At 66.3% G+C, this 13,427-nt stretch carries 14 protein-coding genes; 13 read left to right on the forward strand and 1 reads right to left on the reverse strand.

Annotated elements, in window-relative coordinates; all coding sequences use genetic code 11:
* Positions 1-62: 62 nt before the first annotated feature.
* The 11 genes from ACXJLH_RS12320 (at position 63) to ACXJLH_RS12370 (ending at position 11,310) form a co-directional block, all read left to right on the forward strand.
* On the forward strand, positions 63-1,259 hold the full coding sequence (locus ACXJLH_RS12320; protein WP_457444370.1) for a substrate-binding domain-containing protein: 1,197 nt from the start codon (positions 63-65) through the stop codon (positions 1,257-1,259).
* Between the two features lie 13 nt (positions 1,260-1,272).
* A complete protein-coding gene (locus tag ACXJLH_RS12325) occupies positions 1,273-2,016 on the forward strand; it encodes an ABC transporter ATP-binding protein (RefSeq protein WP_457444372.1) in 744 nt (247 codons plus the stop codon).
* Complete coding sequence (locus ACXJLH_RS12330; RefSeq protein ID WP_457322204.1) at positions 2,013-2,747, forward strand: ABC transporter ATP-binding protein; 735 nt, start codon at positions 2,013-2,015, stop codon at positions 2,745-2,747. The genes ACXJLH_RS12325 and ACXJLH_RS12330 overlap by 4 nt, the downstream gene beginning before the upstream one ends.
* A 604-nt stretch (positions 2,748-3,351) precedes the next feature.
* Positions 3,352-4,326 carry a branched-chain amino acid ABC transporter permease gene (locus ACXJLH_RS12335; RefSeq protein ID WP_457322202.1) on the forward strand — a complete coding sequence of 325 codons (975 nt, stop codon included), beginning with the start codon at positions 3,352-3,354 and terminating at the stop codon, positions 4,324-4,326.
* Between the two features lie 139 nt (positions 4,327-4,465).
* Positions 4,466-5,557 (forward strand): branched-chain amino acid ABC transporter permease, encoded by a 1,092-nt coding sequence (locus ACXJLH_RS12340; RefSeq protein WP_457444374.1) that lies wholly within the window; start codon positions 4,466-4,468, stop codon positions 5,555-5,557.
* Positions 5,554-6,396, forward strand: a complete 843-nt coding sequence (locus ACXJLH_RS12345; RefSeq protein WP_457444375.1) for an alpha/beta fold hydrolase — start codon at positions 5,554-5,556, stop codon at positions 6,394-6,396. The genes ACXJLH_RS12340 and ACXJLH_RS12345 overlap by 4 nt, the downstream gene beginning before the upstream one ends.
* Positions 6,397-6,456: 60 nt before the next feature.
* Positions 6,457-7,227, forward strand: coding sequence for an ABC transporter ATP-binding protein (locus tag ACXJLH_RS12350; protein ID WP_457352088.1), 771 nt, complete (start codon positions 6,457-6,459; stop codon positions 7,225-7,227).
* A 118-nt stretch (positions 7,228-7,345) separates the two neighbouring features.
* Positions 7,346-8,059, forward strand: coding sequence for an ABC transporter ATP-binding protein (locus ACXJLH_RS12355; protein ID WP_056200976.1), 714 nt, complete (start codon positions 7,346-7,348; stop codon positions 8,057-8,059).
* Between the two features lie 26 nt (positions 8,060-8,085).
* Complete coding sequence (locus ACXJLH_RS12360; protein ID WP_457444377.1) at positions 8,086-9,282, forward strand: ABC transporter substrate-binding protein; 1,197 nt, start codon at positions 8,086-8,088, stop codon at positions 9,280-9,282.
* Positions 9,283-9,442: 160 nt separating this feature from the next.
* Positions 9,443-10,330 (forward strand): branched-chain amino acid ABC transporter permease, encoded by an 888-nt coding sequence (locus ACXJLH_RS12365; protein WP_056200980.1) that lies wholly within the window; start codon positions 9,443-9,445, stop codon positions 10,328-10,330.
* The gene (locus tag ACXJLH_RS12370; RefSeq protein ID WP_457324818.1) at positions 10,327-11,310 is read left to right on the forward strand and encodes a branched-chain amino acid ABC transporter permease; all 984 of its coding nucleotides are present in this window, start codon (positions 10,327-10,329) and stop codon (positions 11,308-11,310) included. The genes ACXJLH_RS12365 and ACXJLH_RS12370 overlap by 4 nt, the downstream gene beginning before the upstream one ends.
* On the opposite strand, the gene ACXJLH_RS12375 is transcribed toward ACXJLH_RS12370, so the two are convergent.
* On the reverse strand, positions 11,243-12,154 hold the full coding sequence (locus ACXJLH_RS12375) for a DMT family transporter (RefSeq protein WP_457324819.1): 912 nt from the start codon (positions 12,152-12,154) through the stop codon (positions 11,243-11,245). The two genes, ACXJLH_RS12370 and ACXJLH_RS12375, sit on opposite strands and share 68 nt — an antisense overlap.
* Positions 12,155-12,256: 102 nt before the next feature.
* On the opposite strand from ACXJLH_RS12375, the gene ACXJLH_RS12380 reads away from it, so the two are divergent.
* Both ACXJLH_RS12380 and ACXJLH_RS12385 read left to right on the forward strand, forming a co-directional pair.
* A complete protein-coding gene (locus ACXJLH_RS12380; protein ID WP_457324820.1) occupies positions 12,257-13,159 on the forward strand; it encodes a helix-turn-helix domain-containing protein in 903 nt (300 codons plus the stop codon).
* A 78-nt stretch (positions 13,160-13,237) separates the two neighbouring features.
* Entirely contained in the window at positions 13,238-13,384 is a 147-nt protein-coding gene (locus tag ACXJLH_RS12385; protein WP_157281872.1) for a hypothetical protein, read from the forward strand.
* Positions 13,385-13,427 lie beyond the last annotated feature (43 nt).

Consider the following 13,427-nt stretch of genomic DNA (forward strand, 5'->3'; position numbering starts at 1 on the left):
TTGCAAAAAGGGAAGACACCGTCTGCCGACAGAGCAGACCCGAACTTCAGGAGACAAGCCCCATGCGCCTCACCACGCGCCGCTTTGCCCTCGCCGCTGCCGCTACCCTCGCGATGCCCACCCTGGCCTTCGCTGCCGGCAACGAAATCCGCATCGCCCACGTCTACAGCAAGACCGGCCCCCTGGAGGCCTACGGCAAGCAGACGCAGACCGGCTTCATGATGGGCCTGGACTACGCCACCGGCGGCACCATGACGGTGGCGGGCAAGAAGCTCGTCGTCATCGAGAAGGACGACCAGGGCAAGCCCGACGTGGGCAAGAGCCTGCTGGCCGCCGCCTATGGGGATGACAAGGCCGACATCGCCGTCGGGCCGTCGTCCAGCGGCGTGGCCCTGGCCATGCTGCCCGTGGCCGAGGAGTACAAGAAGATCCTGCTGGTGGAGCCGGCCGTGGCCGATTCGATCACCGGCGACAAATGGAACAAATACATCTTCCGCACCGGCCGCAACTCGTCGCAAGACGCCATCGGCAACGCAGTCGCCTCCGACATCCAGGGCCTGAACATCGGCATCCTGGCCCAGGACTACGCCTTTGGCCGTGACGCCGTGAAGGCCTACAAGGAAGCGCTGAAGAAGGCCAAGATCGTCCACGAGGAATACCTGCCCACGGCGACGACGGACTTCACCGCCGGCATCCAGCGCCTGGTGGACGCGCTGAAGGACAAGCAAGGTCCCAAGGTCATCGCCGTCGTGTGGGCCGGCGCCACGCCGCCCTTCGGCGCGCTGGCAGCGCTGGACCTGCAAAGGCGCTACGGCATCGGCGTCGGCTCGGGCGGCAACATCCTGCCGGCCATGACCGCCTACAAGCAGTTCCCGGGCATGGAGGGCGCGACGTACTACTACTTCGGAATCCCGAAGAACCCGGTCAACGAGTGGCTGGTGGCCAACCACTACAAGCAGTTCAAGAACCCGCCTGACTTCTTCACGGCCGGCGGCATGAGCGCGGCGATTGCGCTGGTGGAAGCGCTGAAGAAGACGGGCGGCGACACGGCGACCAACAAGCTCATCAAGACGATGGAAGGCATGAGCTTCGAGACGCCCAAGGGCAAGATGACCTTCCGCGCCGAAGACCACCAGGCGATGCAGTCGATGTACCACTTCAAGATCAAGGTGGACCCGGCGTTCCCGTGGGGCGTGCCGGAGCTGGTCAGGGAAATCAAACCCGAAGAAATGGCCGTGCCCATCCGCAACAAGCGTTGAACGCGGGCGGCCTGTGCTCGAAACCAAGAACCTGACGATCCGCTTCGGTGGCCACGTGGCCGTCGACGGCGTGTCGTGCGCCTTCCAGCCCGGCACATTGACGGCCATCGTCGGACCGAACGGTGCGGGCAAGACGACCTACTTCAATCTGATCTCGGGTCAGCTGCCCGCGAGCAGTGGCGAGGTCTGGCTGGATGGCGAGGACCTGACCAAGCTGCCGGCGCCGGTGCGCACGCGCCGTGGCCTGGGCCGGGCGTTCCAGCTGACACAGCTGTTCGCGCACTTGACCGTGCTGGAGAACGTGCGCCTGGCTGTGCAGGCGCGACATGGCAAAGGCTTGCACATGCTGTCGGTGTGGTTGTCGCACAAGGAGCTGATAGCCGAGGCGCGCGCCATTCTTGACCGCGTGCGGCTCGCCTCACGCGCCGACGATCTGGCCGCCAGCCTGCCGCATGGCGACCAGCGCAAGCTCGAAGTGGCCATGCTGATTGCACTCGACCCCAAGGTCTATCTCTTCGACGAACCGACGGCCGGCATGAGCGTGGACGAGGTGCCTGTGGTGCTGGACCTGATCCGCGCACTGAAGGCGGAGAAGAAGCACACGCTGCTGCTGGTGGAGCACAAGATGGACGTCGTGCGCGAGCTGGCGGACCGCATCATCGTGCTGCACCAGGGCAAGCTGGTGGCCGATGGTGACCCGGCCACGGTGATTGCCTCGCCCATCGTGCAAGAGGCTTATCTGGGGGTGGCGGCATGAACCTTCTGGAGTTGCGCGGGGTTCATACCCACGTCGGGGCGTATCACATCCTGCATGGCGTGGATCTTGCCGTGCCGGCTGGTCAAGTCACGATGCTGTTAGGCCGCAATGGCGCCGGCAAGACGAGCACGCTGCGGACCTTGATGGGGCTGTGGACGGCGAGCGCGGGCTCGGTGCACTTCAAGGGCGAGGACATCACCAAGCTGGCGACGCCGGACATTGCGTCGCGCGGCGTCGCCTACGTGCCGGAGACCATGGGCATCTTTGGCGAGCTGAGCGTGGCGGAGAACCTGCTGCTGGCGGCCCGCTCGGCCAAGCGGTTGGCGGATTTGGATGCTCAGCGGCTGGACTGGCTGTTTGGCTTGTTCCCGGCGCTGAAGACGTTCTGGCAGCACCCGGCGGGCAAGTTGTCGGGTGGGCAGAAGCAGATGCTGGCGATTGCCCGCGCCATGATCGAGCCGCGCGAGTTGCTCGTCATCGACGAGCCCAGCAAGGGGCTGGCACCGGCCATCGTGCAGAACCTCATCACGGCGCTGCGCGAGCTCAAGAAGACCTCGCAGACGACAGTGTTGCTGGTGGAGCAGAACTTTCGGGTGGCGGCTGAGTTGGGCGATTCGGTTGCCGTCATGGATGACGGAAAGATCGTGCATCGTGGTGCGATGCGTGAGTTGATCGAGGACGCTGGGTTGCAGCAGAGGCTTCTCGGGTTGTCGTTGGGGGCGCATCAGTGAGATCCACCTTCTGGTTGACGCCCACGCCCAGCCGGGATTTCGTCCCGGCGGCCGACCTACTTTTTGCGCCGCCAAAAAGTAGGCAAAAAGCTCTCCCCTGCAAAACCGCCCCTGTCGGGGTCCCCTGCGATGCTCGCAGCCCGGGGCCGCGCCCAACTCACTTCGCTACGCTGCGTTCAGACAAAGGGGCGCGAAGTCAGAGCTTGAGGCTCGCTGCGCTCGCGCCCCGGGCTCCTGCGCTTCTCGGCGGTTTAGAAGGGGAGGCTCCGAACAACCGCAACAGCCAAACCCGAAAGCCCGACGCCACCGGGCTGTTCAATCACCCCCCCTCTGAGCCCGCCGAGCAGCGCAAGGGATTGAGGGCGCGAGCGCAGCTCGCTTCAAGAACTGATTCCGCGCAACTGTTTGAGCAGAGCGTAGCGGCGCGAGTTTTGCGCGGGCCCTCAAGGCCTGAGCAGCACAGGGCAGCCCGCTGCGAAGCTAAGGGCCGGGCGGATCGGGGGCGACTTTTTGCCTTCTTTTTGGTCGCTCAAAAAGAAGGTCGCCCGCCGGGGCGAACTCCCGGCATGGGCCTCAGCGCCAACCCAACCCATCGCGCGAGCCCATGAAACTCGACCCACGACCACTCGCCTTGCTGGCAGCCATCATGCTGCTCGCCCTCCCCCTCACCGGCAGCCCCAGCACCTGGCTCAACCTGACCCTGGCCGGCATCGCCATGGGCCTCATCATCTTCGTCATCGCTTCCGGCCTGACCCTGGTCTTCGGCCTGATGGACGTCCTCAACTTCGGCCACGGCGTCTTCATCGCCCTCGGTGCCTTCACGGCGACCACGGTGTTGGCAGCTCTCGCCCCTTGGGCCACTTCACCGGATGTGGCAAGCAACCTCGCCGCACTCGCCGCCGCCTGCCTCGCCGGCATGGCCATCGCCGCTGCCGTGGGCGTGGTGTTTGAGCGCGTATTGGTCAGACCCGTTTACGGCCAGCACCTGAAGCAGATCCTCATCACCATGGGCGGCATGATCATTGGCGAGGAGCTGATCAAGGCGACCTGGGGCGCCCAGCTGATCCCGCTGCCCATGCCCGACGCACTGCGCGGCATCTTCCTGTTCGGTGATGTGGCGGTCGAGAAGTTCCGCGTGCTGTCCATGCTCATCGGCCTGGCAGTCCTCATCGCGCTGCTGCTCGTGCTGAACCGCACCAAGATCGGCCTGCTGATCCGCGCCGGTGTGCAGGACCGCGAGATGGTCGAAGCGCTGGGCTATCGCATCAAACGCCTCTTCGTCGGCGTGTTCGTCGCCGGCTCCGCGCTCGCGGGCCTGGGCGGCGTGCTGTGGGGCCTGGTGCAGCAGGGCGTCACGCCGCAGATCGGCGCGCAGGTCAACCTGCTGCTGTTCATCGTCATCATCATCGGCGGCCTCGGCTCGACGGTGGGTTGCCTGGTCGGCGCGCTGCTGGTGGGCCTCGTCGCTAACTACGCCGGCTTCATTGCGCCCAAGGCGGCGCTGTTCTCCAACATCGGGCTGATGGTCGCCATCCTGCTGTGGCGCCCGCAAGGCCTCTACCCGGTGGGGGCGAAATGAGCCCACCCCCGTTGCGCTTCGCGCTCCCCCTCAAGGAGGCACTGCCAGTGACCTGGCGAAGCCAGTTCCACGGCAGTCGCTTGGTTTTTCATTCGGCGTTCGCATCGTTGATCACGTGCAACGAAGCGAGGGGTTTCCGATGACATCCGTTTTTCGTTCTCTGCTTTCACACGACCTGCCGCGCAGCCGCATCCTCGGCGCGCTGTTGATCGCCTGCTTCGTCGGCCTGCTCGGTGCACCCTTCATCTTCCCCGGCACGCAGGCGCTCAACGTTGCAGCCAAGATCCTCGTCTTTGTCCTGCTTGTCGCCAGCTACGACCTGCTGCTGGGTTACACCGGCATCGTCAGCTTCGCGCACACGATGTTCGTCGGCATCGGCGCCTATGGCATCGCCATCGCGTCGACGCGGTTGGGGTCGGACTGGACGTCGCTGGGCATCGGCTTCGTCGCGGCGCTGGCGCTGAGCGCCGTGCTGGCGTTGGCGATGGGCCTGGCCAGCCTGCGCGTGAAGGCCATCTTCTTCGCCATGATCACGCTGGCCGTCGCCTCGGCCTTCATGACGCTGGCCTCGCAGCTGAGCGACTTCACCGGCGGCGAGGACGGCCTGAACTTCCAACTGCCTTCAGCGCTGCGGCCCTCGACCGAGTTCATGGAAGAGCCCGTGCTGGGCATCATGCTCGACGGCCGACTGCTGACCTACTACGTTCTCTTTGTCGCGGTGACGCTGTTGATCGCGCTGCTGCTGCGCATCGTCAATTCGCCCTTCGGCCGCGTGCTGCAGGCCATCCGCGAGAACGAGTTCCGCGCCGAGGCGATCGGCTACCGCACGGTCGTCTACCGCACCGGCGCCAACGTCATCGCCGCGCTGCTGGCCTGCTGCGGCGGCGCGTTGCTGGCGCTGTGGCTGCGCTACACCGGCCCCGAGACGGCCATGAGCATGGAGATCATGCTGGACCTGCTGCTCATCGTCGTCATCGGCGGCATGGGCACGGTCTACGGTGCCGTCATTGGCAGCGTGCTCTTCATCGTCGCGCAGAACTACCTGCAGGCCCTGCTGAAGATCGCCGGCTCGCTGGTCGACGGCGTGCCGGTCTTGAGCACGCTGATTTCGCCCGACCGCTGGCTGCTGTGGTTGGGCCTGCTCTTCGTACTGGCCGTCTACCACTTCCCCGGCGGCATCGTCGGGCGGCTGCGGCTGGCGGCCTGGACGCATGGGAGGGCCAAAAAATGAGATCGCGCTATGTCAACTGCCTGGGTCGCGAGATGCACGTCACCGAGTGGGGTGACGCGAGCTCGCCCACCGTCGTTGCCTGGCACGGCCTCGCGCGCAGCAGTCGTGACTTCGACGACCTCGCCGCCGCTCTGAGCGCCCGCTGGCACGTCGTTTGCCCCGACACCCCGGGTCGTGGTCTTTCGCAATGGGCGGTGGACCCGGCCCGCGAATACTGCCTGGAGTTCTATGTCGAACAAGCCGAAGCGCTGCTGGATCAGTTGGGCTTGCAGAAGGTGCATTGGGTGGGCACGTCCATGGGTGGCGCCATCGGCACGCTCGGCGCAGCCACCCAGCTGCGCGGCCGCATCAAGCGCCTTGTGCTGAACGACAACGGCCCCGAGCTGGCAGCCTCGGCGCTGACACGCATCAAGGCCTACGCCGGGCAGCCGCCCAGCTTTGCAACGGTGACTGAGCTGGAGGTCTATTTCAGAGAGATCTACGCGAGCTTTGGTGATCTGTCCGACACGCAATGGCGCCACCTCACCGAAACCTCGCTGCGCCGCCTGCCCGATGGCCGCGTGACAACGCATTACGACCCGGCCCTGGTGCAGCAGTTCGATCACCATCCCGACGACTACGAGTTGTGGGCGGCCTGGGACCAGCTCGACCTGCCCGTGCTCTGCCTGCGCGGCGAGGACTCGACGCTGTTGACCGCCGAAACGGCGCAGGCCATGCGCGAGCGCGGCCCGCGTGCTGCGGTGGCGCTCATCCCCGGCTGCGGCCATGCGCCGGCCTTGAACACGCCCGAACAGATCGGCCTGATCGAACGCTTCCTGTCGGCGGACCAGACCCCGTGAATGCCCGTAACCCTGCCCCCGGCCTCAAGGCCTAGAGTCGGGCCGCTAACCCGGAAGTCCATGAGCGAATTCATCCTCGAGACCCAGGATCTGACCAAGGAGTTCAAAGGCTTCACCGCCGTGGACTCCGTGAACCTGCAAGTGCAGCGTGGCCACATCCACGCGCTGCTTGGCCCCAACGGCGCCGGCAAGACCACCTGCTTCAACCTGCTGACCAAGTTCCTGACGCCGACGCGTGGGCGCATCGTCTTCGCCGGCACCGACATCACTGGCGAGACCTCGGCGCAGATCGCGCGGCGCGGTGTCATCCGGTCTTTCCAGATCTCCGCCGTGTTCCCGCATCTCACGGTGCTGGAGAACGTGCGCATCGGCTTGCAGCGCTTCACCGGCACGAGCTTTCATTTCTGGAAGGGGCTGACAGGGCTGAAGACGCTGGACGCCAAGGTGCTGTCGCTGCTGGAGCTGGTGGACCTGCGCGACATGGCCGCCGTGAAGGCCGCCGACCTGCCTTATGGCCGCAAGCGTGCGTTGGAGATCGCCACGACGATGGCGATGGAGCCGCAGCTGATGCTGCTGGACGAACCGACGCAGGGCATGGGGCACGAGGATGTGGACCGTGTGACGGCGTTGATCAAGCGCGTGGCGGAGGGCCGGACCGTGCTGATGGTGGAGCACAACATGAAGGTGGTGGCGAGCATTGCGGACCGGATTACGGTGCTGGCTCGTGGCGCTGTTCTGGCCGAAGGTGATTACGCGACGGTGTCGAAGCATCCGGCGGTGTTGGAGGCTTATATGGGCACGGATGCTGCTGAGTTGCAGGGGGCGCATTGATGGTGCTGCTGCGCGCTGTTGTTGGTTGCTTGGCTGAGAGCGTGGTTGCTCGCTGCATTCCACCGAGCACACGCGCTCTTCGCAAGAGCAACCTGCCGCACCGAGCGAGGTGACACCCATGGCAACGCCCGCACTCGAAATCCAAAACCTCCACGCCTGGTACGGCGAAAGCCACATCCTCCACGGCATCAACCTGTCAGTCCAACCCGGCCAGGTCATCACCCTGCTCGGCCGCAACGGCGCCGGCCGCACCACCACGCTGCGGGCCATCATGGGTTTGACGGGAGCAAGAAAAGGCTCCATCAAGATCCACGGCGAAGAGACCATCGGCCTGTCCACGCACCGCATCGCCAACCTCGGCATCGGCTACTGCCCCGAAGAGCGCGGCATCTTCGCCAGCCTGTCGACCGAAGAGAACCTGCGCCTGCCGCCGCCGCTGAAAACCAAGCGCGGCAAGGTCATGAGCGAGACCGAGATCTACGCGATGTTCCCCAACCTCGCCGAGCGCAAGAACAGCCCCGGCACGCGCCTGTCCGGCGGCGAGCAGCAGATGCTGGCCGTCGCCCGCATCCTGCGCACGGGCGCCGACATCCTCTTGTTGGACGAGATCTCGGAAGGCCTGGCCCCCGTCATCGTCCAGGCCCTGGCCCGCATGATCCGCACGCTGAAGAGCCAGGGCTTCACCATCGTCATGGTGGAGCAGAACTTCCGCTTCGCCGCGCCCCTGGCCGACCATTTTCTAGTCATCGAGCACGGCGAAGTCGTGCTGTCCTTCCCCGCAGCCGACCTGCCGGCCCACCAGGCCCAGATGGACGAGCTGCTCAGCGTTTGAATCCAAACAACCCACCGGAGACAACCATGAAAAAGACCCTCATTGCCGCCGCGCTCGCCACCTGCGGCTTTACCGCCCAGGCCCAGATCTCGGGCGACGTCATCAAGATCGGTTTCCTGACCGACATGTCCAGCGTCTATGCCGACATCGACGGTGCCGGCGGTGTCGAGGCGATCAAGATGGCCATCGCCGACCTCAAGGGTGTGGCCGCGGGCAAGAAGGTCGAGCTGATCTTTGCCGACCACCAGAACAAGGCCGACGTCGCCTCCGCCAAGGCGCGCGAGTGGATGGACACGCAAGGGCTCGACCTGCTGGTGGGCGGCACCAACTCGGGCGTCAACCTGGCCATTGCCACCGTAGCCGCCGAGAAGAAGAAGCCCTTCATCTCCATCGGCGCCGGCAGCTCGGCCCTGACGAATGCCAATTGCACGCCCTACACCATCCACTACGCCTACGACACCGTGGCCCTGGCCAACGGCACGGGCGCCGCGGTGACCAAGGCCGGCGGCAAAACCTGGTTCTTCCTGACCGCCGACTACGCCTTCGGCGCGGCCCTGCAGGCCGACACGGCCGCCGTCGTGCAGAAGAGCGGCGGCACGGTCAAGGGCAGCGTCAAGCACCCGCTGAACGCCAACGACTTCTCCAGCTTCCTGCTGCAGGCACAGGGCTCCGGCGCGCAGATCCTCGGCCTGGCCAACGCGGGTGGCGACACCATCAACACGATCAAGGCCGCCAACGAGTTCGGCATCACCAAGGGTATGAAGCTCGCCGGCCTGCTGATGTTCATCAACGACGTGCACTCGCTGGGCCTGAAGACGACCGAGGGCATGTACCTGACCGACTCCTGGTACTGGAATCAGAGCCCCGAGGCCCGCGCCTGGAGCCGCCGCTTCTTCGACAAGATGAAGCGCATGCCCTCGTCGCTGCAGGCCGCGGACTACTCGGCTGTGACCCACTACCTGAAGGCCGTCGACGCCGCCAAGACCGACGACGCCGACAAGGTCATGGCCAAGATGAAGGACACGCCGATCAATGACTTCTACACCAAGGGCACCATCCGCAAGGAAGACGGCCGCGGCATCCACGACATGTTCCTGATGCAGGTCAAGTCGGTGAAGGAATCGACCGAGCCCTGGGACTACTACAAGGTCGTGACGCGCATCCCGGGCGACGAGGCTTTCACCAAGCTCGCGGACAGCAAGTGCCCGCTGGTGAAGAAGTGAACGTGAACCCCTCGCCCAGCCCCGCGCTGCTGGACGCGCGCGTTTCTGGTCGGTCCCCCGAGGGGACGCCGATCGATGCCGGCGAGAGCCGGCATCGACATCGGCCCTGGCCGCCCTTGGGAGCGGCCCGGCGGGCGTCCAGGGTCTGAACACGATTGCCATGACAGAAATCTTCGGTATTCCGCTGCCGGCCCTCTTGGGCCAGCTGCTGCTCGGCCTGGTCAACGGCTCGTTCTACGCGATGCTGTCCCTGGGCCTGGCGGTCATCTTCGGCATGCTCAACATCATCAACTTCGCACACGGGGCGCTGTACATGATGGGAGCTTTCTTCGCCTGGATGGGGCTGGAATACCTGGGGCTGAACTACTGGCTCATGCTCGGTCTCGCGCCGCTCGCGGTCGGCCTCATCGGCATCGTCATCGAGCGCACGATGCTGCAGTGGCTCTACAAGCTGGACCACCTCTACGGCCTGCTGCTGACCTTCGGCATCACCCTCGTCATCGAGGGCGTGTTCCGCAGCGTCTACGGTGTGTCGGGCCAGCCTTATCAGGTGCCCGACGCGCTGCAGGGCGCCACCAACCTGGGCTTCATGATCCTGCCCAACTACCGGGCCTGGGTCGTCGTCGCGTCGCTGATCGTGTGCTTCGCGGTGTGGGCGCTGATCGAGAAGACGTCGCTGGGCGCCAAGCTGCGCGCCGGCACCGAGAACCCCAAGCTCGTGCAGGCGTTCGGCATCAATGTGCCGCTGATGGTCACGCTGACCTATGCCGGTGGCGTGGCCCTCGCGGCATTCGCGGGCGTGCTGGCTGCGCCCATCCTGCAGGTGTCGGCGCTGATGGGCACCAACCTCATCATCGTGGTGTTCGCGGTGGTGGTGATCGGCGGCATGGGCTCCATCCTCGGCTCCATCCTGACCGGGCTTGGGTTGGGCATCGTTGAAGGGCTGACCAAGGTCTTCTATCCCGAGGCGTCCAACACGGTGGTGTTCGTCGTCATGGCCATCGTGCTGCTCGTTCGCCCGGCCGGCCTGTTCGGCAAAGAAAAATGAACAAGAAAGTCCTCGGCTACGCCGCGCTCTTCGTCGCTATCGCACTGCTGCCAGCGTTCGGCGTCTACCCCGTCTTCGTGATGAAGGTGCTCTGCTACGCGCTGTTCGCCTGCGCCTTCAACCTGCTCGTCGGCTTCACGGGCCTGCTGTCCTTTGGCCATGCGGCCTTCCTGGGCACCGCGGCCTATGTGACCGGCCATGCGCTCAAGGTCTGGGGCCTGCCGACGCCGGTGGGCATCCTCGTCGGCATGGCGGGCGCGGCCGGTGTGGGCCTGCTGTTCGGTCTGCTGGCCATCCGCCGCTCGGGCATCTATTTCTCGATGATCACGCTGGCCCTGGCGCAGATGCTGTACTTCTTCTTCCTGCAGACCCCCTTCACCGGCGGGGAAGACGGCCTGCAGTCGGTGCCGCGCGGCAGCTTCCTGGGCCTGCACCTGGAAAACGACCTGGTGCTGTTCTACGTCGTTCTGGCCATCTTCATCGCCGCCTTCTGGCTGATCTACCGCATCGTCCACTCGCCGTTCGGCCAGGTGCTGACGTCCATCCGCGAGAACGAGGCCCGCGCCACGTCGCTGGGCTACGACACCGGCCACTTCAAGCTGCTGGCCTTCGTGCTATCGGCCGCGCTGGCTGGCCTGGCCGGTTCCACCAAGACGCTGGTGCTGGGCTTCGCCACGCTGACCGACGCGATCTGGACCACCTCAGGCCTCGTCATCCTGATGACGCTGGTGGGCGGCATGGGCACGCTGGTCGGCCCCATGGTGGGGGCGCTGGTCATCATCGCGCTGGAGAACAAGATCGGCGACTTCGGCAATTGGCTGGGCGAGCTGACCGGCGTGGCCTGGTTCAACAGCCTGGGCGAATCTGTCAGCCTCGTCACCGGGCTGATCTTCATCGTCTGCGTGCTGGCCTTCAGGCGCGGACTGGTGGGCGAGGCGATGGCGCTGCTGGAGCGCAAGCCGAAACAACCCGCTTCCTGAACACCAGCACATTGCCCGCCATCACCAGCACCAGCCCGGCGAGCGCCGGCGCCGTCCACTCGTAGCCCTCCACCCAGGCCGACACGTTCAGCGCGACGACCGGGAACAGCACCGTGCTGTAGGCGGCCCGCTCGGGACCGAGGCGGCCCACCAGCGTCAGGTAGGCCGTGAAGCCGATGACCGAACCCGGGATAGCCAGGTACAGCAGCGCGCCGAGGTAGCGGGTGCTCGCGTCGAACGCGAAAGGCACTCCGGCCAACAGCGCATAGCCCGTCAGGATCGCCGTGCCCACCGCCATGCCCCAGGCGTTGGTCTGCACCGGTTTCAGGCCCTGCTGCTGCAGCGCGGCCGACAGCAGGTTGCCGGTCGAGAAGCACAGCGTGCCACCCAGCGCCCAGGCCAGGCCGGCCAGGCTGGCGTGGCCACCACGGATCTCGGGCCAGAACAGCAGCACCAGCCCCGTCAGGCCGAGCGAGCCACCCGCCAGGACCTGGGGCACGATGGCGCGGCCATGAACAAGACGCGCCAGCAGCGCGTTCCACAGCGCCGCGCTGGAAAACACGACCGCCACCAGGCCGCTGGCCAGCGTCTGGCTGGCGTTCAGGAAACAGACGAAGTTCAGGCAGAACAGACACAGTCCCTGGGCGAGCACCCAAGTGAGCGCCCGCCCACGCGGCACGACGAGCTGGCGCCGCCAGGCCAGCCAGGCGAACAGCACCAGGGCCGCGAGGCCGAAGCGGTAGGCGATGGACAGCGCAATCGGCACGGGGCCCAGTTGCCACTTCAGGGCGATCCAGGTCGTACCCCAGATCAGCACGACGAGCAGGTAGAGGAAGGCATTCATGCCCGCCATCGTGGCGCCGCGGGCGGCCGTGCGATTGCATATTCCTGCGCATCGTCGGCCTCAGGCCGGCACGGGGAAGGGCTTAGCACCTAGCATCGCTGCATGCTCGACCTGACCGCCGGCGCCACGGCCCACCAGCCCGTCTTCGACGTGCTGGGCCGCTCCAGCGCGCGCCGGGAACGTGAGCTGACGCTCGCCGACGACCTGCGCCTGGTGCAGTGGTGCAACGACGGCGGGCGCATGGACTACCAGCGGCCCGGCCACCACACCCTGTCGGTCTATCTGCAGGGCGGACACGACACCCACCTCATCGAGACACCCCGCGAGACCGGCTCGCCCGGCTGCCACTGCATCCTGCCAGCCGAGCACGAGTCGCGCTGGAACGTGGCCGGGCCGCTGCGCTTCGTCCACCTCTACCTGTCGGACGACGCCTGGGCCGACCGCATCGTCCGCCTGCTGGACGCCGAGCCCCGCGCCATCACGCTGGAGCAGCGCATCTTTGGCGAGGACGCCACACTTGCCGCCTGGGCCCAGGGCGTTGCCAGGTACGACTGGCAGGACCCCGCCGAGCGCCTGCGCATCGATGCGCTGAGCCAGGCCGCGCTGGATCACCTCGTGCTGCAGGCCGCCCGGCCGCGGCTGCGTGAGCGAGCCGAACGCTCGCCGGGTGGCTTGTCCGGGGCGGCGCGGCGTCGGGTGCTGGACTTCGTTGATGCCCACCTCGACAGCGCCGAGTTGAGCCTGCCCCGGCTGGCCGCCCAGGTCCACCTGTCCGAATTCCATTTCGCCCGCATGTTCCGCGTCTCCATGGGCTGCAGCGTGCACGACTGGGTCGCCGCCCGCCGCCTGGACCGCGCCCGCACGTTGCTGCGCGACACCGCCCTGCCCCTGGCCGACGTCGCCGCCGCCTGCGGCTATGCCGGCGCCAGCCATTTGACCCGCCACGTCAATGGCGCCCTGGGCGCGACGCCGGGCCAGTACCGGCGCACCATGGGCTTGCGCTGACTGCTGCCAGTACGCCGTCAGCATTCACTGGCGAGTTAGGGGGAGCGTCCGGCGGCGACATGGCTCACTATCCAGGCCATGGCCACGTCAGCCCGCTTCAAGTTCACCGCCACGCTCGTGGTGTCGGTGCTGGCGTGCGTCCTGACGCTTTTCGTGCCCGGCGAGGACGACGCGCCCGGCAGCGCGACCCACACTGCCGGCCTGTTGCCGCCGCCCCAGCGCTGAATTCCAGCCGCCAAGGCGTGACAAACGGCGCCACCTGGGCCTT

Source organism: Roseateles sp. P5_E4, from assembly GCF_054049255.1.

Bases quoted from the DNA above. Each gene is read 5' to 3' on its own strand.
- ACXJLH_RS12320 (WP_457444370.1), top strand. From the start codon at position 63: ATGCGCCTCACCACGCGCCGCTTTGCCCTCGCCGCTGCCGCTACCCTC.
- ACXJLH_RS12330 (WP_457322204.1), top strand. From the start codon at position 2,013: ATGAACCTTCTGGAGTTGCGCGGGGTTCATACCCACGTCGGGGCGTAT.
- ACXJLH_RS12335 (WP_457322202.1), top strand. From the start codon at position 3,352: ATGAAACTCGACCCACGACCACTCGCCTTGCTGGCAGCCATCATGCTG.
- ACXJLH_RS12340 (WP_457444374.1), top strand. From the start codon at position 4,466: ATGACATCCGTTTTTCGTTCTCTGCTTTCACACGACCTGCCGCGCAGC.
- ACXJLH_RS12345 (WP_457444375.1), top strand. From the start codon at position 5,554: ATGAGATCGCGCTATGTCAACTGCCTGGGTCGCGAGATGCACGTCACC.
- ACXJLH_RS12350 (WP_457352088.1), top strand. From the start codon at position 6,457: ATGAGCGAATTCATCCTCGAGACCCAGGATCTGACCAAGGAGTTCAAA.
- ACXJLH_RS12355 (WP_056200976.1), top strand. From the start codon at position 7,346: ATGGCAACGCCCGCACTCGAAATCCAAAACCTCCACGCCTGGTACGGC.
- ACXJLH_RS12360 (WP_457444377.1), top strand. From the start codon at position 8,086: ATGAAAAAGACCCTCATTGCCGCCGCGCTCGCCACCTGCGGCTTTACC.
- ACXJLH_RS12365 (WP_056200980.1), top strand. From the start codon at position 9,443: ATGACAGAAATCTTCGGTATTCCGCTGCCGGCCCTCTTGGGCCAGCTG.
- ACXJLH_RS12370 (WP_457324818.1), top strand. From the start codon at position 10,327: ATGAACAAGAAAGTCCTCGGCTACGCCGCGCTCTTCGTCGCTATCGCA.
- ACXJLH_RS12375 (WP_457324819.1), bottom strand. From the start codon at position 12,154: ATGAATGCCTTCCTCTACCTGCTCGTCGTGCTGATCTGGGGTACGACC.
- ACXJLH_RS12380 (WP_457324820.1), top strand. From the start codon at position 12,257: ATGCTCGACCTGACCGCCGGCGCCACGGCCCACCAGCCCGTCTTCGAC.
- ACXJLH_RS12385 (WP_157281872.1), top strand. From the start codon at position 13,238: ATGGCCACGTCAGCCCGCTTCAAGTTCACCGCCACGCTCGTGGTGTCG.